At 66.1% G+C, this 20,470-nt stretch carries 20 protein-coding genes, 4 tRNA genes and 2 pseudogenes; 16 read left to right on the forward strand and 10 right to left on the reverse strand.

The features are described 5' to 3' along the window. Window positions 1–57 precede the first annotated feature (57 nt). Both G6N38_RS14790 and G6N38_RS31215 read left to right on the forward strand, forming a co-directional pair. Window positions 58–684, forward strand: coding sequence for an Ltp family lipoprotein (locus tag G6N38_RS14790; RefSeq protein WP_163748656.1), 627 nt, complete (start codon window positions 58–60; stop codon window positions 682–684). A 300-nt stretch (window positions 685–984) separates the two neighbouring features. Then, window positions 985–1,128, forward strand: a pseudogene (locus tag G6N38_RS31215) (hypothetical protein); the annotation flags it as partial. 95 nt (window positions 1,129–1,223) lie between these two features. On the opposite strand, the gene G6N38_RS14800 reads toward G6N38_RS31215, so the two are convergent. Beyond that, a tRNA-Lys gene (locus G6N38_RS14800) sits at window positions 1,224–1,299 on the reverse strand. Between the two features lie 121 nt (window positions 1,300–1,420). Here G6N38_RS14800 and G6N38_RS14805 point away from each other — a divergent pair. The 7 genes and pseudogenes from G6N38_RS14805 to G6N38_RS14835 all read left to right on the forward strand — a co-directional run bounded on the left by G6N38_RS14805 (window position 1,421) and on the right by G6N38_RS14835 (window position 4,613). Further along, window positions 1,421–1,493 (forward strand) — tRNA-Glu (locus G6N38_RS14805). Window positions 1,494–1,540: 47 nt separating this feature from the next. After that, window positions 1,541–1,617: transfer RNA gene (locus G6N38_RS14810), tRNA-Asp, on the forward strand. Window positions 1,618–1,659: 42 nt separating this feature from the next. Next, window positions 1,660–1,733 (forward strand) — tRNA-Phe (locus tag G6N38_RS14815). 51 nt (window positions 1,734–1,784) lie between these two features. Further along, the gene (locus G6N38_RS30700) at window positions 1,785–2,039 is read left to right on the forward strand and encodes a maleylpyruvate isomerase N-terminal domain-containing protein (protein WP_246227935.1); all 255 of its coding nucleotides are present in this window, start codon (window positions 1,785–1,787) and stop codon (window positions 2,037–2,039) included. Between the two features lie 552 nt (window positions 2,040–2,591). After that, the gene (locus G6N38_RS30385) at window positions 2,592–2,732 is read left to right on the forward strand and encodes a hypothetical protein (protein ID WP_179968529.1); all 141 of its coding nucleotides are present in this window, start codon (window positions 2,592–2,594) and stop codon (window positions 2,730–2,732) included. Continuing rightward, window positions 2,732–3,543, forward strand: a pseudogene (locus tag G6N38_RS14830) (SDR family NAD(P)-dependent oxidoreductase). Before G6N38_RS30385 ends, G6N38_RS14830 begins: the two are co-directional and overlap by 1 nt. Next, window positions 3,540–4,613, forward strand: coding sequence for a phosphotransferase family protein (locus G6N38_RS14835; protein ID WP_163748658.1), 1,074 nt, complete (start codon window positions 3,540–3,542; stop codon window positions 4,611–4,613). The pseudogene G6N38_RS14830 and the gene G6N38_RS14835 overlap by 4 nt, the downstream one beginning before the upstream one ends. An 11-nt stretch (window positions 4,614–4,624) precedes the next feature. Here the strand turns inward: G6N38_RS14835 and G6N38_RS14840 are convergent, their stop codons facing one another. Both G6N38_RS14840 and G6N38_RS14845 read right to left on the reverse strand, forming a co-directional pair. Further along, entirely contained in the window at window positions 4,625–5,446 is an 822-nt protein-coding gene (locus G6N38_RS14840) for a mycofactocin-coupled SDR family oxidoreductase (RefSeq protein ID WP_163748660.1), read from the reverse strand. Further along, on the reverse strand, window positions 5,443–6,618 hold the full coding sequence (locus tag G6N38_RS14845) for an acyl-CoA dehydrogenase family protein (protein WP_163748663.1): 1,176 nt from the start codon (window positions 6,616–6,618) through the stop codon (window positions 5,443–5,445). Before G6N38_RS14845 ends, G6N38_RS14840 begins: the two co-directional genes overlap by 4 nt. A 93-nt stretch (window positions 6,619–6,711) precedes the next feature. On the opposite strand from G6N38_RS14845, the gene fabG reads away from it, so the two are divergent. From fabG to G6N38_RS14865, 4 genes are read left to right on the forward strand one after another with little or no spacing between them, the layout of a single operon-like run. Continuing rightward, window positions 6,712–7,452 carry a 3-oxoacyl-ACP reductase FabG gene (gene fabG, locus G6N38_RS14850; protein WP_163748665.1) on the forward strand — a complete coding sequence of 247 codons (741 nt, stop codon included), beginning with the start codon at window positions 6,712–6,714 and terminating at the stop codon, window positions 7,450–7,452. Next, window positions 7,449–8,666, forward strand: coding sequence for an acetyl-CoA C-acetyltransferase (locus G6N38_RS14855; protein ID WP_163748667.1), 1,218 nt, complete (start codon window positions 7,449–7,451; stop codon window positions 8,664–8,666). The genes fabG and G6N38_RS14855 overlap by 4 nt, the downstream gene beginning before the upstream one ends. After that, complete coding sequence (locus G6N38_RS14860) at window positions 8,663–9,856, forward strand: acyl-CoA dehydrogenase family protein (protein WP_163694978.1); 1,194 nt, start codon at window positions 8,663–8,665, stop codon at window positions 9,854–9,856. The genes G6N38_RS14855 and G6N38_RS14860 overlap by 4 nt, the downstream gene beginning before the upstream one ends. A gap of 1 nt (window position 9,857) precedes the next feature. Further along, on the forward strand, window positions 9,858–10,544 hold the full coding sequence (locus G6N38_RS14865) for a GntR family transcriptional regulator (RefSeq protein ID WP_163694977.1): 687 nt from the start codon (window positions 9,858–9,860) through the stop codon (window positions 10,542–10,544). Here the strand turns inward: G6N38_RS14865 and G6N38_RS14870 are convergent. Genes G6N38_RS14870 through G6N38_RS14900 form a run of 7 tightly spaced genes read right to left on the reverse strand, consistent with a single transcriptional unit; the run spans window position 10,529 to window position 17,984 of the window. Then, window positions 10,529–11,146 (reverse strand): maleylpyruvate isomerase N-terminal domain-containing protein, encoded by a 618-nt coding sequence (locus tag G6N38_RS14870; protein WP_163748669.1) that lies wholly within the window; start codon window positions 11,144–11,146, stop codon window positions 10,529–10,531. The two genes, G6N38_RS14865 and G6N38_RS14870, sit on opposite strands and share 16 nt — an antisense overlap. Window positions 11,147–11,157: 11 nt before the next feature. Further along, on the reverse strand, window positions 11,158–12,651 hold the full coding sequence (locus G6N38_RS14875) for a class I adenylate-forming enzyme family protein (RefSeq protein ID WP_163748671.1): 1,494 nt from the start codon (window positions 12,649–12,651) through the stop codon (window positions 11,158–11,160). Continuing rightward, window positions 12,644–14,113 (reverse strand): class I adenylate-forming enzyme family protein, encoded by a 1,470-nt coding sequence (locus G6N38_RS14880; protein ID WP_163748672.1) that lies wholly within the window; start codon window positions 14,111–14,113, stop codon window positions 12,644–12,646. The genes G6N38_RS14875 and G6N38_RS14880 overlap by 8 nt, the downstream gene beginning before the upstream one ends. Then, window positions 14,103–15,560 (reverse strand): class I adenylate-forming enzyme family protein, encoded by a 1,458-nt coding sequence (locus tag G6N38_RS14885; protein WP_163748675.1) that lies wholly within the window; start codon window positions 15,558–15,560, stop codon window positions 14,103–14,105. The genes G6N38_RS14880 and G6N38_RS14885 overlap by 11 nt, the downstream gene beginning before the upstream one ends. Continuing rightward, complete coding sequence (locus G6N38_RS14890) at window positions 15,560–16,351, reverse strand: enoyl-CoA hydratase/isomerase family protein (protein ID WP_163752022.1); 792 nt, start codon at window positions 16,349–16,351, stop codon at window positions 15,560–15,562. The genes G6N38_RS14885 and G6N38_RS14890 overlap by 1 nt, the downstream gene beginning before the upstream one ends. After that, window positions 16,342–17,154 carry an enoyl-CoA hydratase/isomerase family protein gene (locus tag G6N38_RS14895; protein WP_163748677.1) on the reverse strand — a complete coding sequence of 271 codons (813 nt, stop codon included), beginning with the start codon at window positions 17,152–17,154 and terminating at the stop codon, window positions 16,342–16,344. Before G6N38_RS14895 ends, G6N38_RS14890 begins: the two co-directional genes overlap by 10 nt. Window positions 17,155–17,171: 17 nt before the next feature. Next, complete coding sequence (locus G6N38_RS14900) at window positions 17,172–17,984, reverse strand: enoyl-CoA hydratase/isomerase family protein (protein ID WP_163748678.1); 813 nt, start codon at window positions 17,982–17,984, stop codon at window positions 17,172–17,174. 89 nt (window positions 17,985–18,073) lie between these two features. Between G6N38_RS14900 and G6N38_RS14905 the strand changes: the two genes are divergently transcribed. From G6N38_RS14905 to G6N38_RS14915, 3 genes are read left to right on the forward strand one after another with little or no spacing between them, the layout of a single operon-like run. Beyond that, window positions 18,074–18,724 (forward strand): hotdog family protein, encoded by a 651-nt coding sequence (locus G6N38_RS14905; RefSeq protein WP_163748680.1) that lies wholly within the window; start codon window positions 18,074–18,076, stop codon window positions 18,722–18,724. 2 nt (window positions 18,725–18,726) lie between these two features. Further along, entirely contained in the window at window positions 18,727–19,500 is a 774-nt protein-coding gene (locus G6N38_RS14910; protein ID WP_163748682.1) for a FadR/GntR family transcriptional regulator, read from the forward strand. Between the two features lie 9 nt (window positions 19,501–19,509). Then, complete coding sequence (locus G6N38_RS14915) at window positions 19,510–20,382, forward strand: enoyl-CoA hydratase/isomerase family protein (RefSeq protein WP_163748684.1); 873 nt, start codon at window positions 19,510–19,512, stop codon at window positions 20,380–20,382. The last annotated feature ends 88 nt before the right edge of the window (window positions 20,383–20,470 follow it).

A 20,470-nucleotide genomic window follows, 5' to 3' on the forward strand; every position in this document is an offset into this window, starting at 1 on the left:
GCTGCTGACAGGGTGGTTAATTCCACGCTGAGTAGCGAAACAGCAGATAGGGGAGTGATGAGCACGCCGACAACACCGGCAGGGTGGTATCCAGATCCAGCAGGAACCGGCCAGCAACGATACTTCGACGGAACGAACTGGACCGACCAAGATGCGCCGCCAGCCGGCGCGGTAGTCCCCGGCCCGCCGCCGAAGAAGAGCAACCGCGGAAAAATCATCCTCGGCGCGGTCGGCGCGGTCGTCGTTCTCCTGATCGTGGGTGCCATCGTTGGTGGAGGCGACGACACCAACAAGGGCACGGCCGCGCCGACTTCATCGACTGCGAACGCCGCGGCCAGCGAACCGCCGTCGCCGAGCGCGCAGACAACGACGACAGAACCCGCCGACACGGAGACGGCAAGCCAACGCAACGCCATGCGTAAGGCTCAGGACTACTTGGATATGAAGGGGTTCTCGCGCTCCGGGCTCATCACACAGCTCGAATTCGAGGGATTCTCCACCAGCGACGCCACTTACGCCGCTGACCACATCACCGTCGACTGGAACGAACAAGCGACGAGGGCGGGAAAGACGTATCTGGAGATGTCTGGATTCTCGCGCGCCGGCCTGGCCGGGCAGCTTGAACAGGGCGACGGATTCACGCCTGAACAGGCGGCATATGGTGCCGAGCACGCTGGAGCATAATTCGGCGCGAACGACGAGATTTGCCCCGCCACCTTCGGGTGGCGGGGCAAATTTTGTATCCCGCCTGACTGTCAGCTGGACCCGTTGCTCGAGATCGGCCAGGTTCCTGCGGTCCGCGGGGGCCTCCCCGCGTCAGGCCGGCGCTGTTGACGGTCAAGACACCGCCCCTTGGCGAGGGTGACGGTGTAGGCGCCACCGGAGCTGCCGGACACGGTCACGTTGATCCGCAGCGGCAGAACCGCCCTTTCAGCACAGCTATGACAATCGACGTTGGGGCCGCTCCGGCGAACCGCACATTCGATGAGAATCTGGGCGAGGCGATCCCCCAAGAGCTATGGCGTCGGCGAATCAGGCAAACCCGCGTTTGCTGAGCAGGTGTTGGGAATCACACAGTCGGCTTTGTCGTCCAAGCTGCGGGGTCGCCGACCGTTTTTCGCGGGCGAGCTGAGTGTTATCGCGGCGGCGCTGGAGATTCCGGTGGCAGACCTGTTGCCCGAGGTCGAGGTGGAGCCGCCGCCAACAGATGGCGGCTCAACCGCTGGTGCCCCCACCAGGGCTCGAACCTGGGACCTGCGGATTAAAAGTCCGTAGCTCTACCGACTGAGCTATAGGGGCGCGACGCACACAATACTGCCTTCGGTGGAGTCACTGGTTTTGGGATTGGGCGTGCTGTGCCCTAAGCTAACGACGCTCTAACAAGCACTCGTTATGAGTACCCCGGAGTGATTCGGTTCTGGCCCCCATCGTCTAGTGGCCTAGGACGCCGCCCTTTCACGGCGGTAGCACGGGTTCGAATCCCGTTGGGGGTACGCGTGACGACGTAAAGTCGGAGCGAGCAGTACACGCAGGAAAGTAAGGCCCTGTGGCGCAGTTGGTTAGCGCGCCGCCCTGTCACGGCGGAGGTCGCGGGTTCGAGTCCCGTCAGGGTCGCCATTTCGGCGAGGCACGTGTCGTTGATTGAACGCAGTGCCCTCCGGCCAGGTAGCTCAGTTGGTACGAGCGTCCGCCTGAAAAGCGGAAGGTCGCCGGTTCGATCCCGGCCCTGGCCACTTTCGATCGATTCGTCCGGTTTCTGTCCGGTCTCGGTGAAACTGTCCGGTATGTCGACAGTCCATACGCTTGCCCGGCAGGAGCGTGCGGAGTTCGCCGAATTCTTGGACACGTTGGCGCCACAGCAGTGGAGCGCCGCCAGCCTGTGCGAAGGATGGACCGTGCGGGATGTGGTCGTGCACACCGTTACCTATCTCGGTCACAGCCGGCGGAGTTTGTTCATCGAGATGGTTCGCCATCGCTGGGACGTCGATCGGCTCAACTCGGATGCTTTCGGCAGCTTCGCCGGCGTGGCGCCCGAATAGATTGTGGGGCTGATGTGCAGGGGCATCGAGCCGTCTGGTGCCGGGGCACTCTTCGGTGGCCGCGTAGCGCTCGTTGAGTGCCTCGTCCACCAGCAAGACGTTCGCCGTCCACTGGGATTGTCCCGGACGATCCCGCCGGACCGGCTTCGAGTGTCGTTTAACTTCGCCCGGGTCAGTCCGGTGATCGCTGGCGCGCGCCGCACGCGTGGTTTACGGCTGGTGGCCACGGACATGGACTGGTGTGCCGGGCAGGGCCCTGAGGTGCGCGGTACAGGCGAAGCGTTGCTGTTGGCGATGACAGGTAGGCATTCCGCGGTCGCGAGCGAGCTGGACGGACGGGGAGCCCACCTCCTGCGCAAGCGAATCCTGAATTCCTAGGTGTTGAAACGTCAGAATCAGGCGGTCGAAGTCTGGCCGTCGTTGGTCACTCGGTAGCGGCCATCCAGGCCGCCCTCACAAGAGAGCCGCCGGTTGGCCTACTGCGAATCTTGCCGTATCGATTACAGTTGATACGACTTGAGTGGAACCGCGCGAGCGTTCACCGGAGGCCGGATGTCGGAAATTGCAGCGCAGCGAGGCGTGGTCATCGGTAGCGCATCGAGAATCGGCTGGGCGGTGGCCAAAGGGTTGGCCGACGGCGTGCTGGAGGACTACATCGAACGCACCCACGTCGACCGGATGGCCTGCCTGTGATGCGGTTCGCCGGCAAGCAGGCGATCGTCACCGGAGCGGGCTCGGGAATCGGCGCGGCACTGTGCCGGCCGCCGGCGCCGACGTGCTGTGCACCGATATCGACGGGGCGGCCGCCGAGCGCACCGCCGCGTCGTTGACGAAGCTGGGGACCGCGCGCCAGCTGGACGTCACCGACGCGGCTGCCGTCGCACGCGCGATCGACGACGTCGTGGAGCGCACCGGCCGAATCGACCTGTTGTTCAACAACGCCGGCATCACCTGGGGCGGGGACACCGAACTTCTCACCCTGGACCAGTGGAACGCGATCATCGACGTGAACATCCGCGGGGTCGTGCACGGGGTCCATGCCGCCTACCCGCATATGGTTCGCCAGCGCAGCGGCCACATCATCAACACCGCCTCGATGGCGGGGCTGGCGGCTGCCGGCCGGATCACCAGCTATGTGATGACCAAGCACGCGATTGTCGGGCTGTCGCTGGCGCTGCGCACCGAGGCGGTCGGCCACGGGGTCGGGGTGCTGGCCATCTGCCCGACCGCGGTGGACACCCCGATTCTGGACAAGGGGTGGCTCGGCGATTTCAACGGCCGAGAGTTCTATCAGATGGGCCAGCGCAGTGAGACGTTCTATAGCCCGGATCAGCTGGCCGCCGATACGCTGCGGGCGATCGAACGCAACAAGGCCCTCCTGGTCGCACCGCGTCAGGCCCGCATGGCATGGCTGTTCGCGCGCCTGGCGCCCGGCTTGCTCAACCGGATGGCTGTGCGGTTCGTCGACCGACAACGCACCGACAGAAGGCAACTGACACCATGAGCGCCGCGACCGCGATTCCCCGCTATCCCTCTGATGTCACCGGCGGCTGGCTGGCCGGCATCCTGAGCCGTCCCGGTGCACCCGTCGCCGTCGACGCCGTCGAGGTGACGCCGGTGGGTACGGGTCAGACGGGTGCCACCTTCCGCATCAAGGCGACCTATGCCACCAATGTCGACAACCTGCCCGCCAGCTTCATCCTGAAATTGCCCGCCGGCGACGATGCCGTCCGGGACCGGGTAACCCTTGGCTACCGCAGCGAATGCGCGTTCTATCAATCGGTCGCCGAGCTGGTGACGATCCCGATTCCGCAGTGCTACCACGTCGATATCGCCGACGAAGGAGCCAGTTACGCACTGCTGCTGGCTGACCAGGCCCCGGCCGTCCAAGGCGACCAGATCGCCGGCTGCGACCTGCCCGAGGCTCGGCTGGCGGTGCGTGCACTGGCGGGCCTGCACGGGCCCACCTGGTGTGATCCGCGGTGGCAGAACTTTCCTGGCCTGGCCATGTCGGTCACCGGTGAGGACGCCATCCGCGGCCTGGGCGACATCTCCAAGATGGCCGCCGGCATCACGATCGAGAAACTCGGGACCAGGCTGAACGCCGAAGATTCCGAAACCTTGGTTGCTGCTATGGATTTGGTGACGCCGTGGCTGCTGAACGCGCCTGAGCGGTTCGCCCTGCTGCACGGTGACTACCGGCTGGACAATCTGCTCTTCGACGGCGAGCGGGTCAGCGTGGTCGACTGGCAGACCCTCGGCGTCGGACTGGCCGGCCGCGACTTGGCCTACTTCACCGGGACCAGCCTGGAGCCGGGCCTGCGGGCCGAGGCCGAACGGGACCTGGTCGCCGACTATCACCGGGCTCTGCTCGACACCGGCGTGAACGACTACGACGCGGAAACCTGCTGGCACGATTACCTTCTGGGCATGATTCAGGTGCCGCTGATCTCCGCACTGGGCTGTGCATTCGCGGTGGAAACCGAACGTGGTGACGACATGATGGCCGCGATGCTACGCCGCGGCTGCCAAGCCATCCGCGAACTGGGCACCCTCGAGCTGATTGCCCGCTAGGACCCGGTCCCTCAGTACTTGGTCGAGCCCTGATCGACTGAAATCGCCTCAGCGGTAATCAGTTTGGCGTCGTCGCTGGCCAGGAAGCACACGGTGTCGGCGATGTCCTCCGGCTCGGCGATGTAAATCGGCAGGAACGGCAGCATCATGTTGTTCAGCGCCGGGTTGGTTTCCATCGCCTTGCCCAGCGCGGCCACCATGTCGCCGGTGCCCATGTCGGTGTTGACCGGTCCGGGGTGCACGCTGTTCACCCGGATGTTGTGCTTGCCGAGTTCGGCGGCGAATGCTCTGGCCATGCCGGTGACCGCATGCTTGCTGGCGGTGTAGTGCACCATGAATGGCTGCAGCTTGATACCGGCCGCCGAGCTGATCAGGATCACCGAGCCGCCGCGACCGCCCTCGACAATCGCCGGGGCACCTGCCATCACGGTGTTCCAGGTGCCGGTCACGTTGACGTCCATGACATCCCGGAAATCCTCCGGCCGGATCTCATCCCACGCCGCGGGCGAGGTGATACCGGCGTTGGCGACGATGATGTCCAGCCGGCCGAGTTTGGACACACCGTCGGCGACAGCTTCCTTGAGCCCGTCGTGGTCGCGGACATCCACGACGGCCGGCACGATCCGCCGGCCGGCCGCCTCGACCAGTCGTACGGTCTCGGCCAAGTCCTCCGGGGTGGCTGGGTTGTACGGAACACATTCCGGCAGCTTGCCCGCGATGTCGACCGCGATGATGTCGGCACCCTCGCGGGCCATCTTCACCGCGTGCGCGCGGCCCTGCCCGCGGGCGGCTCCGGTGATGAATGCGACCTTGCCGCTGAGCTTTCCGGTCATGGCTTGCGCTGCGCTTCCTTGACTAGTCCGCCGCCGATTATCAGGCGCTGAATTTCACTGGTGCCTTCGTATAGCCGTAACAGCCGGACCTCGCGGTAGATCCGTTCGACCGGTACGCCACGCATGTAGCCCGCCCCGCCGTGCACCTGGACCGCGAGATCGGCAACGTTGCCTGCCATTTCGGTGCAGAACAGCTTGGCCACCGACGGTGCGATCCTGCGGTCCTCATTGTCGACCCACTTGCGTGCGGCGTCGCGAACAAGAGCGCACCCGGCCATCACTCCGGTCTGCTGGTCGGCCAGCATCGCCTGCACCAGTTGGAAACTCCCGATTGGCGTGCCGCCCTGTGTCGCGGTGGCCGCGTAGGCGACCGACTCGTCCAGCGCACGTTGGGCGGAGCCGACCGCAAGCGCCGCAATGTGGATACGACCGCGGGCCAGGGAGGTCATCGCCGCTCGGTACCCGATGTCCTCGCTGCCGCCGATCAGGGTGTCGTCGCCGACCCGGACATCAGTGAAGTTCACATCCGAGGTCCAGGCGCCCTCCTGGCCCATCTTGGCGTCCTTGACACCGATTTCGACGCCGGCAGTGTCCGCAGGTACCAGGAACACTGCGATGCCCGCGCCGTTGGCATCGGCGGGCCGGGTGCGGGCGAACACGATGAACAGGTTCGCCACTGGTGCGTTGGTGATGTACTGCTTGCTGCCGTTGATCACCCAACTGTCGCCATCGCGAACGGCTTTCGTCTTCAACCCGGACGGATTGGAGCCGGCGCCCGGCTCGGTCAGCGCGAACGACGCGACCACCTCGCCCGAGGCGATCGGCTCCAGCCAGCGTGCCTTCTGCTCGTCGGTGCCGAACCCGACCAGCACCTGACCGGCGATGCCATTATTGGTGCCGAACATCGATCGCAGCGCCAAGCTCGTGTAACCCAGCTCCATCGCCAGCTCGACGTCTTGGGCGATGTTCAGACCGAGCCCACCCCACTCCTGCGGGATCGCGTACCCGAACAGGCCCATCTTCTTGGCCTGGTCACGCAGATCGTCGGGCACCTTGTCCCCGGCAAGGATCTCCGCTTCCCGCGGCACTACCGCCGATCGCACGAAGTGGCGGGTTTGGGCCAGGATCTCGCGGAAGTCGTCGTCGCTGACGTCGGACGTCGGGCTGGTCATCAGGCTCCTTGGGTCGGGGGCACTGGCTCGAGAGATCATATATGAAATATGATGTTGCCGATTCGGGGTCCGTCGAAGGAAGAGGGAGATCAGATGTCGTTGCTGGCTGGCCAGACCGCGGTCATCACCGGTGGAGCGCAGGGCCTTGGCTTTGCGATCGCCGAGCAGTTCATCGCCGAGGGTGCCCGCGTGGTGCTCGGCGACCTCAACGTCGACGCCACCCAGGAAGCGGTCGACAAGCTCGGCGGTGCCGATGTCGCGCGGGCGGTGAAGTGCAATGTCACCACCTACGCCGATGTCGACGCGCTGGTCGATGCGGCCATCGAGCAGTTCGGCAGCTTCGACATCATGGTCAACAACGCCGGGATCACCCGCGACGCCACCCTGCGCAAGATGACCGAGGATGAATTCGACCAGGTGATCTCGGTGCACCTGAAGGGCACCTGGAATGGCCTGAAGAAGGCCTCGACGGTGATGCGCGAGCAGAAGCGCGGCGCGATCGTGAACATGTCCTCGATCTCCGGCAAGGTCGGCATGATCGGGCAGACCAACTACTCGGCGGCAAAGGCCGGCATCGTCGGGATCACCAAAGCCGCCTCCAAGGAACTCGCGCACTTGGGTGTGCGGGTCAACGCCATTCAGCCGGGCCTGATCCGCTCGGCGATGACCGAGGCTATGCCGCAACGTATTTGGGATTCGAAGGTAGCCGAGGTGCCGATGGGCCGTGCCGGTGAGCCCTCGGAGGTCGCCAAGGTGGCATTGTTCCTGGCCTCCGACCTGTCGTCGTACATGACCGGTACGGTCCTCGAGGTCACCGGCGGACGGCACCTGTGACGCGCACGGCCGTCATCTGCGAGCCGGTCCGCACGCCGATCGGGCGCTACGGCGGCATGTTCGCGTCGCTGACGGCCGTCGACCTCGGGGTGGCCGCGCTGACGGGTCTGCTGGCACGCACCGGGGTCGCCCCCGACGCCGTCGAAGACGTGATCCTCGGGCATTGCTATCCCAACAGCGAGGCACCGGCGATCGGCCGGGTGGTGGCACTCGACGCCGGCCTGCCGGTGACGGTGCCCGGCATGCAGGTCGACCGGCGCTGTGGCTCGGGTCTGCAGGCTGTCATCCAGGCGTGTCTGCAAGTCGCTTCGGGTGACAACGATCTCGTCGTCGCCGGTGGTGCGGAAAGCATGAGCAACGTCGCGTTCTACTCGACCGATATGCGCTGGGGTGGCGGACGGACCGGAGTGCAGGTCCACGACGGCCTGGCCCGCGGCCGGACCACCGCCGGTGGCAAGCACTATCCGGTACCGGGCGGCATGCTGGAGACCGCCGAGAACCTGCGCCGCGAGTACGGCATCTCCCGCCAGGCGCAGGACGAGCTGGCGGTGGCCTCCCATCAGCGGGCGGTCACCGCGCAGAAAGACGGCATCCTCGCCGAGGAGATCATCCCCGTCACGGTCGCGACCCGCCGCGGCGAGGATGTGATCGACACCGACGAGCACCCCAGGGCCGACACCACCCTCGACTCGCTGGGCAAGCTCAAACCCGTTCTTGTCAAGCAAGATCCGGAGGCCACCGTCACCGCGGGTAACTCCAGCGGGCAGAACGACGCCGCCTCGATGTGCATCGTGACCACGCCGGAACGGGCCGCTGAACTGGGCCTGACCCCGCTGGTGCGGCTGGTCTCCTGGGGCTCGGCCGGAGTCGGGCCCGAGGTGATGGGCATCGGGCCGGTACCCGCCACCGAGGTCGCCCTGGGCAAGGCCGGATTGAGCTTGGCCGATATCGATCTCATCGAGCTCAACGAGGCGTTCGCCGCGCAGGCCTTGGCCGTCATGCGGGCATGGGGTTTCACCGATACCGACCACCAGCGCACCAATGTCCACGGTTCGGGAATCTCGCTCGGCCACCCCGTGGGAGCCACCGGCGGACGGATGTTGGCCACGCTCGCCCGCGAGCTGCACCGGCGGGAGGCCCGCTACGGGCTGGAGACAATGTGCATCGGCGGCGGCCAAGGGCTGGCCGCGGTGTTCGAAAGGGTGACCCTATGACACGACTGGCCCAGACTCTCGGCCTGACCGAGATACAGACCGAAATCGTCTCCACCGTTCGACAATTCGTCGACAAAGAGATCATTCCCAACGCACAGGAACTCGAGCATTCCGACACCTATCCGCAGGCCATTGTCGACCAGATGCGGGAGATGGGGCTCTTCGGCCTGATGGTGCCTGAGGAGTACGGCGGGTTGGGGGAGTCACTGCTCACCTATGCGCTGTGCGTCGAGGAACTCGCCCGCGGCTGGATGAGCATCTCTGGGGTGATCAACACCCACTTCATCGTCGCATACATGATCCGCCAGCACGGCACCGACGAACAGAAGCAGCGGTACCTGCCCCGGATGGCCACCGGTGAGGTCAGGGGCGCGTTCTCGATGTCGGAGCCCGAGCTGGGTTCCGACGTCGCCGCGATTCGCACGAAGGCCAGGGACAACGGCAACGGCACGTACACCATCGACGGCCAGAAGATGTGGCTGACCAACGGCGGCAGCTCGACTCTGGTCGCCGCACTGGTGCGCACCGAGGAAGGTGCGGACAAGCCGCACCGCAACCTGACCGCTTTCCTGATCGAAAAGCCCTCGGGCTTCGGCGAAGTCGCTCCGGGCCTGACGATCCCCGGAAAGATCGACAAGCTCGGCTACAAGGGCATCGACACCACCGAACTGATCTTCGACGGGTACATCGCCAGCGCCGACGACGTCCTCGGTGCCAAACCGGGGCAGGGCTTCTTCCAGATGATGGACGGCGTCGAGGTCGGCCGGGTCAACGTGTCAGCCCGGGCGTGCGGGGTGGGCATCCGAGCCTTCGAGCTGGCGGTCCGATATGCCCAGCAGCGCAGCACGTTCGGCAAGCCGATCGCCGAGCATCAGGCCATCGCCTTCCAGCTGGCTGAGATGGCCACCAAAGTCGAAGCGGCACACCTGATGATGGTCAACGCCGCGCGGCTGAAGGACTCCGGCGAGCGCAACGACGTCGCCGCTGGGATGGCCAAGTACCTGGCCAGTGAGTTCTGCGCGGAGGTTACCCAGCAGAGCTTCCGCATCCACGGCGGATACGGGTATTCCAAGGAGTACGAGATCGAGCGGCTGATGCGCGACGCGCCGTTCCTGCTCATCGGTGAGGGCACCAGCGAGATCCAGAAGAACATCATCAGCAAGCGGCTGCTCGCGGACTACCGGATCTGACATGAGCGCGCCCGATTTCGCGCCACGCCCGCAGCTGGCCGAGGATGTCGCCCGGTTCGTGCGCACCCGGATCTTCAACGGCACCTACCCCGCCGGTGAGTACATCCGGCTGGACCAGCTGGCGGCCGAACTGGGCATCAGTGTCACTCCGGTCCGCGAAGCGTTGTTCGAGCTGCGCGGGGAAGGCCTGCTGGATCAGTTGCCGCGGCGCGGCTTCGTAGTGCTCCCGTTCACCGACCGCGATATCACCGACGTCTCGAACCTGCAGGCCTATGTCGGCGGTGAACTGGCCGCCCGGGCGGCGCTGAACATCACCGACGGCCAACTGCGGGAGTTGTCGACGTTCCACGACGAACTGGTCGCCGCCTACGCCGCCGACGACGGTGACCGCGCGGTGCGACTCAACCACGAATTCCACCGCGCCATCAACGTCGCGGCCGACTCCGCGAAGCTGGCGCAGCTGATGTCCCAGATCACCCGGTATGCACCGGAATCGGTGTTCCCCACCATCGAGGGCTGGCCGGACAAGTCGGTGGCCGACCACAAGCGGATCTTGGCGGCGCTCAAGGCGCACGACGAGGAGCGGGCTAGGGCCGCGATGTCGCAGCACCTGTCGGCAGGGGCGGTGCCGCTGATCGAACACCTGGTGAAAAACGGTGTGGTGCAGCGCTTTCAGACGATGGAATAACCCGGTGGAAGCGGTCCGCGGCCGGTGAGGGCGCACATCAGCGTCTGACTGTCGCCGCGGCGCCGGGCGACCTCGACGGTGACGGCAAGGATGGCGTCGGCGACCTCGGGCGGCAGTGGCTCGGACACCCCGATCGCGCGGGCCAGATCGACGCTGTGTAGCCCGAGTTCGACGATGCGGGTGGGCAGATAGTCCGACAGCCGCATCCCGCCGGCGATGGTCTGGATGACGCGGTCGTCGGTGTCGAGCGCAACGGTCGCGCGATCCTGCAGTTCGCGGATGGCGTCGAGGGGATGATCGCCCAGCGTGAGCCCGGCCTGGACAGCCCGGGCGTCGATCTGGCCTGGGTCGGCGAGCAGTTCGGCGATCGCGAGGTAATAATGCGCGGCATCGGCGATGTCCATTCGATCCGCCGGCCGCGCCGAGTATTCGACGACGGTGGTGAATGACCGGCCGATGTGGCCGACCAGCGTTCGCACCGACCACGTCCCGAGCGCCGGACTGTCCCAGCGGTCTAGGGGAACCTGTGCGACCACCGACACGGCGTGGTCACCGGCCCGGCGGTAAAGGGCGATGCGCTCGGCGAGGGTGTGGTCGTTCATCGCTAGGAAAGTTACGCCTGCCCGGTGAGCAGCTCACGCAGACGGCGGAGATCGACCTTCCCGGTGGTGCCGCGTGGAATGTCGTCGTCGGAATCGAGAAGCAGCCACACCGTGGGTACCTTGAACACGCTCAGCTTCGACCGTGCCTCGGCGCGCAGATCATCGACGGCGCGGCCGTCGCAGAGAACCGCGGCACCCACTCGCCCGTCCACGTCGGTGACGAAGGCGGCCCGCACCCCATCGATCTCCCGCAGGGCGGCCTCCACCTCGCTGGGGTACACGGTGGCGCCGCTGACCTTGAACATGTCGTCGGAACGACCGTGGTAGAACAGGAAACCGTCATTGTCGAGGCGTCCCAGGTCACCGGTGGGGTAGAAGCCGTCGGCGGTGAACAATTCCTCCCGGCTGCGCCGGCACATGCCGCGCAGCGTGTGGGGCCCGCGGATCTGGATCATGCCGATGGCGTCTGCGGGCAGCGGGTCGCCGGCGTCGACGTCGGCGATGCGAACCTCTATGCCGTCGAACGGTTTTCCGCAGCTGCCCCACGCCAATCGCGGCATATCGGTGTCGGCGAGGTAACCGCAGTAGGGCCCGAAGGACTCTGTCATGCCGAACAGCTTCGCCCGCGCGCCGGGCACGGCGCGTTGATCGGCAGGCAGCAGCGCATCCAGACTGCCCGGCCGCAGCGCTGACAGGTCGGCGTGCACATCGGTGGCCCGGCGGGCCAGTGTCTCGGCCTGGTCGGGCCAGCCGCGGAACAGCGTGACCTTCTCCCGCTCCAGCAACCTCAGGGTCGCTTCGGGTTCGGGGATCTCCTCGGTTATCAGCGTTGCCCCCGCGATGAGCGCCGACAGGATGCCGCTGCCAAAACCGCCGACCCAGAAGAACGGCATCGGCAGATAGAGCCGGGTGTCGGCGTCGATGCAGCGGGCCAGCAAGCCGGATCGCACGGCGCCCAACGCATTACCGTGCGAGTGGATCACCCCCTTCGGGGGTCCGCTGCTGCCGGAGGTGAACATGATGACCATGGGGTCGGCGGGGGTCACGGTGTCGGCGAGCTCGCCTATCGGCGACCGGCCGGTGCTTCCCGGCAGTGCATCGGCTCGCCATACATGGTGCAGTGCAGGCAGTTTCGCGCGCTGTGGGGCTAGCTCATCCAGATAGCGGTGGCCGCGAAACTCGTCGACGGCGATCAGGTAGTGCACTGAGGCTGCCTTGAGCTGGGCAACCAGCTCGCGCGCGGTCAGCAGTGTGCTCAGCGGAACCAGAACCGCGCCGACACGCGTCAGCGCTAGAGCCAGCTGTACCCATCGGACGTTGTTTCCCATGATCAGCCCGACTCGGCTGCCCTTGCTGATGCCCGCGTCGACCAGTGCGCCCGCCAGAGTGCCTGTCACAGTGTCGAGTTCGGTGTAGGTCATCCGGCTTGCCGGGTCGATGACGAATGTCTTGTCGCCGTACCGGGCGGACTGGGCGCGGATCAGCGCGTCGATGGTGTCAGTCATCGAACACCGCCGCGAGCCGGGGCAGGTCGACCTTGCCGCTGGAGGTCAGGGGCAGCTCGCCGGGCGAGAGTGTGGCGAACCGCCGCGGGATCTTGTACGACGACAGTTCGGTCCTGAGTCTGTCCCGCACCGCGTCTTCGTCGAACGTCTCGCTGTCGGCAACGAGCACCACCGCGGCGACGAGCTGCCCGCGCCCGGGATCGGGCAGCGGGAGCACGTGGGCGACCAGACCGCCGGTGACGTGTGCGATCGCCTTCTCCACCTCGGCAGGAAGGACATTGGCACCCGCGGTTTTGATCATGGATCCGCGCCGGCCGAGGAAGTAGAAGAACCCGTCGGCGTCGGTCCGGAAAAGATCACCGGTGTGAAACCAGCCGTCGGCGTCGAAGCACTCCTCGCGGCTGCGCTTGTAGTACTGCTGCATCACATAACGGCCCCGGATGTACAGTTCGCCATCAACGATCTGTGCGTCGAATCCGGGTGCGGGCTTGCCGAACGATCCGCGGCGGTGCTCGGGCTGGTCGGTATCGTCCCCGCTGAGCAGTAGGACGCTGCCGGCCTCGGTCATGCCCAGTATGTTGTGGCGCAGTTCCGGATCGCATGGGCGGGCATCGGGCGCCATGATCGGGTAGAGATTGCCGCGCCGCATCGACGATAGATCGCGGCCTGCGAAGCTCTCGTGGCGGGCCAAATATGCGGCGCCGGCGGCGAATCCGTTAGTCATCGTCGGTTGTACCTCTTCCAGCAGGTCGAGGACCGCACCGGGTTCGCCGTTGGAACACACCAGTGTCGAGCCGGCGACCAAGGTCGCCAGCAGACCGAACGCCAGGCCGCCGATCCAGAAGAACGGTGAGTTGCAGAACAGCCGGTCTCCAGGGGTCAGGCCGCGAATCTCGTTGAGATTGCGCTGGTGATCGAGCAGCGACTCGTGGGTGTGCACGACCCCCTTGGGGGTGCCGGTGGATCCCGACGTATAGACGATCGTCAGCGGGTCGCAGCCGTCGACGTCGTCTTCGAGGGCGGCGGCCAGCTCCGGTGCGCACGCGTCGGCGATCTGGTGGCCGAACGCCACGTGGCGTAGCCACGGCGCCGTCACGCGCGACAGCCTCGTGGCATAGTCATGCCCGCGGAAGGACGGCGTGGCCAGCAGGATCTCGGTATCGCTGTGGACAAGTTGGTCGCGAAGCTCGGGCTCGGTGGAGAACGTGGAGAACGGCACCACGACTGCACCGATCCGCGCTGCGGCCAGCATCGCGATCACGAACGCGGCTCCGTTGGGGTAGAGCAGCCCGATGTGCGTGCCCTTTCCGGCGCTCAGCGCGATCAGCCCGCGCGCCAGCTCCGCCGAGTGCTGTTCGGCTTCGGCGTAGCTGAGCCGCTCGGCATCGCACACCAGCAGGGGATGATCGCCGCGCGCGGCAGCCTGCTCGCGCAGCAGCGCCCCGACGGTGTCAGCGTTCACGGCCGGTGAAGTGTTGCCGGACCGCGGTCAGATCGGCTTTCCCGGACGCCGTCCGCGGAATCGACTCGACGACTGCGATCGTCGATGGAATCTCATACGGCGCCAGCCGGGTTCGCAGGTACGCGGTCAGCTCGATACCGCTGACCGAACCGTCGTCGCTCAGTTCGACCATCGCGACCGGGGTGTCGCCCAGTCTCTCGTCGGGCCGGCCCACCACCGCGGCGCCCAGCACGGCGGGGTGGCTCTCCAACGCGGCCCGCACGTCGTCGGGCAGCACCTTGAATCCGCCGCGGATGATGGCCTGATCGGCTCGGCCGAGGATCCACAGGAAACCGTCGGCATCGATACGCGCGAGATCGGTGGTTCGCACCCATGGTGCGCTAGCCCCGAGCTGGCCCGGCTTCACCTCCAGTAGACCCCGTTGATCGGGTTGCAGAGGGGTGCCGTCGTCGGACACCACCCGCAGTTGGGCGCCCAGGCTGGCCCGGCCGACGCTGCCCCGCTTGGACTGCCAGTACGCCCGATGGTCGGCCAGCGTCCAGCCGGCTACGCCGCCGCCGAATTCCGTTGCTGCGTAGGAGGTCAGCACGGGGACGCCGAACTTGTCGGTGAATGCATCGGCGTCTTCGGCCGACAGCGGCGCGGTGCCCGAAGTGACCGCCCGCACCCCGGCGAGATCGTCGCGACCGAGGTCCGAATGCAGCACCATCCGCAGTGCTGCGGGCACCAGTGACACCGCCTTAGGGCGGTAGCGGCGCACCGCCTCGACCCATGAGGCGAGCTCGAAGCGCGGAAGAAGCACGAACGGCCTTGCCTGGCAGATACATTGCAGCACCCGGTAGAGCCCGCCGATGTGCACCAGCGGCGCGTTGACGATCGCCACACTGCCGGAGACCGTTGACGGCGCGGTGGCGGTCGCGAAGTCGGTCCCGATGACCGATACCGCCAGCATGTCATAGGTGAGGTCGACCCGTTTGGGCGGACCGGTGGTGCCGCTGGTCAGCATCCGTACCGCCACCGGGGTGGGCCCGGGGCGCCCTGGCATGCTGGGCCGGATCTGGACAGAGCTGTCTAGGTCGCCGATCGACACTACGGTGGTGGACTCGGCGGGCCGTGCCAGCAATGTGATGTCGTCTCCAGTTCCGATGATGACTGGCAGGTTGAGTTCGGCAATGTCGGCCCGGATACGTTCGTCACCACGGGATGGGTTGATCACCACCACACATGCGCCGGCCGACAGCGCGCCCAGCACCGCCGCCACATGGGCGGGTGTGTTGCGCAACAGGATTCCCACCTGGGGGCCCGGTTGCACCGCGGCGGCGATCTGCCGGCTGAGTCCGCCGAGCCGTGCCCAGGTGAACCAGTGGCCGTCATATTCGATCGCCTTGGCCGCGGGGTCCAGGGCGAGGATTTCGTCGATCCGCCGGCTCAGTGCGTGGACGGACACTAGCGCACCTTCGGGGTGATCCGGGTCTTTTCCTGCTCGGCCAGCTCAGCCTGTCCCAAGGGATTGCCCAACCGGGTGTAGATCAGGTTCTGCTCCATGGCCGCCCGATACGGCTTGTCCAGTGACTCCCAGATCGCTTTGACCGTGCCCTGGGTGGCGGACGGCGGCTTGGCAGCAATGGTGGCGGCGATCTCGTGTGCCCGCGACCAGAGATCGTCGGGGGCCACGACCTCGGACACCAGCCCGATCCGCAGCGCGGTGTCGGCGCTGATGCGTTCGTCGTTGCCCATCAACGCGATCCGCAGCGCCTCCCCGAGGCCGATCCTGCGCATCAGCCCGATCGGCTCGAGCGCACAGACCAGGCCCGCACTGACATGAGAATCGAAGAACGTGGCATCCGAGCTGCAGATCACCACGTCGGACTCGTTGACGAAGTAGAACGCCCCGGCCGTGCACACACCGTGCACCGCACACACGACCGGCTTCCACATCTTCTGCCACTTCGGGCTGAGCAGCTCACCGGGATCCTCGTGGTTCCATACATTCTGCGGCTGGCCGTACGGGGTCTTGATGTCCAGCCCGGCGCTGAACGCGCGGTCGCCGGCCGCACGCAGCACCACCGCGTTGATGGCGTTGTCGTTCTTGACTATCCGCCAGGCGGCCGCCACCTCCTCGCACATCGTGCGGTTGAACGCGTTGAGCTGATCGGGCCGGTTCAGGGTGATGGTCGCGACGTGGTCGGTCCGGTCGAAGTCGAGCAGGATGGTCTCGAACGCGGCGGTCATCGGCATTGCCATTCCGGGGCGCGCTTCTCGACGAAAGCCTTGGGCCCTTCCAGCGAGTCGACGGTGTGCAGGTTGCGCTCTCGGAACGCTTCGGCCAGCATCTCGGCCTCGTGCATGGGGATCTCGCGGCCCTTGATGACGGCGAGCCGGGTTCCCCGAACGGCCAACGGCGCGTTGCGGTTCACGGTGTCGGCGATCTCGTGGGCGCGCTCGAGAAGCCGGTCGTGTTCGACGATCTCGGTGATCAACCCGAGTTCGTACGCGCGCTGCGCGTCCATCCGCTCGTGCTTGCCCATGATCGCCATCCGCAGTGCCACGGTGCGAGGCAGCACCCGGGCCAGTCGCACCATCTCCCGGCCCGCCACCAGGCCGATCGACACGTGCGGGTCGAAGAATGTCGCCTTGTCGGAGGCGATCACGATGTCGCCGGTGGTCACCCAGTCCAAACCTGCCCCGCAACAGATTCCGTTGATCGCCACGATCACGGGCTTGGCCATCCGGCGGAACGGTGGGGTGCCCTCCTGCGGTGCCTCCCACTGGTCGTAGCTGGACAGGTATGGCCGTTCGTTGATCACCTTGCCGTCTTCGGGGATCTCCTTGACGTCGGCGCCGGTGCAGAACGCCCGCCCGGTCGCGGTGACGATCAGCAGCCAGATGCTGTCGTCGTTCTCCGCATCGTCGTAGGCCGCGCGCAATTCGGTGATCATATGTGGGCTGAGCGCGTTGAGCGCTTCCGGCCGGTTCAAGGTGATCGTGGCCGTATGGCGCTGCACCTCGTAGCCGATGGTGTCGTACGAACGTGGCGACATCTGTGTTTCCTCATCTCTCATCGCCCGGTGAAGTCGGGGTTGCGTCGTTCGCGGAAAGCCGCCAGTCCTTCTTTGAAATCATCAGCGCGACAGGATAGTTCGAGGTTGAACAGTTCCTGTGTCATGGCCTGGCTCAGAGTGGCGTACTGGCTGTAGTGGACGGCTTGTTTGGCCAGGCCGATCGCTACGGTCGGGCCTGATGCCAGCCGGTCCAGCAGGGCCGTGACGGTGCTGTCCAGATCGGCGTCGTCGACGCTGCGGTGGATCAGGCCCCACTGCGCTGCAGTCGCGCCGTCGACTTTCTCGCCGAGAAGCAGGATGTTCTTGGCGCGGGCCATCCCCACCAGTCGGGGCAGCAGCCACGTCGAGCCGGAGTCCGGGGTGAAACCGCGGTCCAGGAACGGCTCCCAGAACACCGCATCGGATGCGGCGACGGTGAAGTCCGCTGCCAGCGCCAGATTGCAGCCCATTCCGGCGGCCCAGCCGCGCACTGTGCACACCACCGGTAGGTGCAGGGTGTGCACCAGCTCGATCACCCGGTGCGCGGTGTGCGGAATCCGGCGCACCAGGTCACCGGTGCGGGGCCGCTGGCCGCCGCTGTTGGTGCCGACCCAGTCCACGCCGGCACAGAAGTCCGAAGCCGCTCCGCTCACGTGGACCGCGCGCAGACCGTCGTCACTCGCCGCGCTCACCAGAACGCCGACCAGAGTGTCGATCATGCTGTGGCTGAGGGCGTTACGCCGATCGGGGCGGTTGAGCACGATGTGCAGTACGGCGCCATCCCGTGATGTCGTTACAAGACCATCGACCGACTGAGCCTCGTCACCCACCGAAGAATCCGCCCTTCGCGACTTTACGGAAAGCCATACAGTAGTGCTATCTTGTACAAGATGGCAAGGATAGCCTGACGAGGGGACACATGGGCGACGGCAAGGACCGGCGGTTCGGTGAACTGCCACTTGCGCAGACGGTCGAGGCCGCGGCAGCCATGCGCCGATTAACCGGCATGCTGCTGTCACTGGAGCAGCGCAGCGCAGTTGTCGACACCATGCTCGCGCAGTTCGCTGACTGGGAACGCCAGCTCGAGCCCGCGCTGCCCACTGATTCCAGGCCGCGGATGGCCACGGACGATGAATCAAAACGGATCTACCTTCAACGGGCGTTCGATATCGGCACCTACAACCCGTGTTTTCCGGAGTACCACTTCGACGCGATCGACGCCGAATCCGCCTGGGGCCGAGTCGGTTTCCCGGTGGTGTACGAAGGCCCGCCCGGGCTGGTGCACGGTGGTTTCATCGGCGTGTTCTTCGACTGCGTGATCCAGCATCACAGCTGCGCGGTCGGCCGGGCCGGCAAGACCCGGTCCCTGACGGTGAGCTATCGCAGGCCGACTCCGTTGGATACCGAGTTGGGCTTCGACATCGCCCGCACCGAGGGAGATGGTGGAGTCACCGCCATCGCCCGCCTCACGCTCGGCGACACGGTGCTCTGCATCGGTGAGGCGGACACCGTCGCGATGCCCGCGGATCAGCTGGCGGCGAGCCGGTTCGGCCGGCGCAGGACCGGTTGACGGTGGCCGCCGCCCCGCGCTTCCGCCAACCCCGCGTCGCCGAGATCGTCGCCTCCCGCCTGCGCGACGACATCCTGTCCGGACGGCTGCGCGAAGGAGACGTTCTGCCATCGCAGGAGAGTCTCTTCACCCAGTTCGGCGTCAGTCCGCCCGCGCTGCGGGAAGCGATCCACATCCTCGAGATCGACGGTCTGGTGTCGGTGCGCCGCGGCAATATGGGCGGTGCCGTCGTGCATCGTCCGTCCACCGATCGCACCGCGCACACGATCAGTATGGTGTTGCAATCGCGGTCCTCGACCCCGGCTGACGTCAGTGGGGCGTTGATGCACCTCGAACCGATCTGCGCCGGTATGTGCGCCGCGCGGGAGGACCGCCTGGGCGCGGTCGTGCCGTACCTGCAGGCCGAAATCGACCGTCAGGAGGAGCAATTCGAGGACACCTCGCACTATGTCCCGAATGCCCGGCGCTTCCACGAGGCACTGGTCGCGCGGTGCGGTAACGAGCCGATGATCCTGCTGATCGGTTCGCTCGAGCTGATCTGGTCGGTTCACGAATCCTCGGTGTGGAGTGACGAGCCCGACCCAATGCGGCACAAGACCATGCGGGCGGCTCTGCGCGACCACCACAAGATGCTCGATGCGATCCGGGCGGGCAACGCCGACCGCGCGGTACGGCTGGCCCAGGACCACCTGGCCGCCGCGCGACGCAACACCTTGGCCTTCGGCCGGGGCAAAACCATTGAGGCCAAGCTCATTGCGAACGCGGACCCCAGGTGAGGAAGCGACATGCCAGACGATGATCGGGTGCTGTTCGAGGTGGACCGCGACAAGCGGATCGCCACCATCACACTGAACAACCCCACCCAGCGCAATTCCTACGACGCGGCCATGCGCGAGACCGTCGCGCGGCACCTCGACGTCGTGGCCGAGGACGACGACATCACCGTTGTGGTGTTACGCGGCGCTGAAGGGGTCTTCTCCTCCGGCGCGAACATGAACAACGCCTACGGCTGGTACGGCGATGGGGCCGAGGACGAGGAGAAGAGGAGCCGGCCCAGTCAGCGGCGCCGACTTACGGTAGACCGCAAGTCATTCGGCTTCTACCACAACCTGATGGGCTTCCCGAAGGTCACGGTCGGCGAGATCAACGGCTACGCGCTCGGCGGCGGATTCGAGATGGCGCTGATGACCGACATCTCGGTCATCAGCCGCGACACCAAGATCGGGATGCCGGCCACCCGGTTCCTCGGGCCGGCGCTGGGCAGCCTGCACATGTTCTTCCATCGGCTCGGCCCGGTGCTGGCTCGGCGGCTGCTGCTGACCGGTGACATCATCACCGCGGGCGATGTGGAGCATCTTGGCGTCTTCACCGACACCTGCGACGCCGGCTCGGTGAGCGCGCGGGCCCGGTACTGGGCCGAGAAGGCGGCCAAGATGCCGGCCGACGGCGTCGTCATCGCCAAGGAGGCCTTCCGCCTCGTCGAGCAGAGCCAGGCCTACCAAGGTGAAGAGGTGGCCAGCTATCTGTTCCACGCGTACGGCACCAACTTGCAGTTCGCGCCGGGGGAGTTCAACTTCGTCAAAACCCGGGCTCAGGTCGGAACCAAGGAGGCGTTCCGCCTGCGTGACGAGCATTTCCACGTGCCCGAACCGAACTGATCGACCTCCGGTGGTCGCCGATACAATATCTGCTACTTTTGTAAAGTCGTCACAGAGTGACGCCGTAGAGCTACCGATTCCGAGGTGG

This window comes from Mycolicibacterium helvum (genome assembly GCF_010731895.1).
Lineage (GTDB): Bacteria > Actinomycetota > Actinomycetes > Mycobacteriales > Mycobacteriaceae > Mycobacterium > Mycobacterium helvum.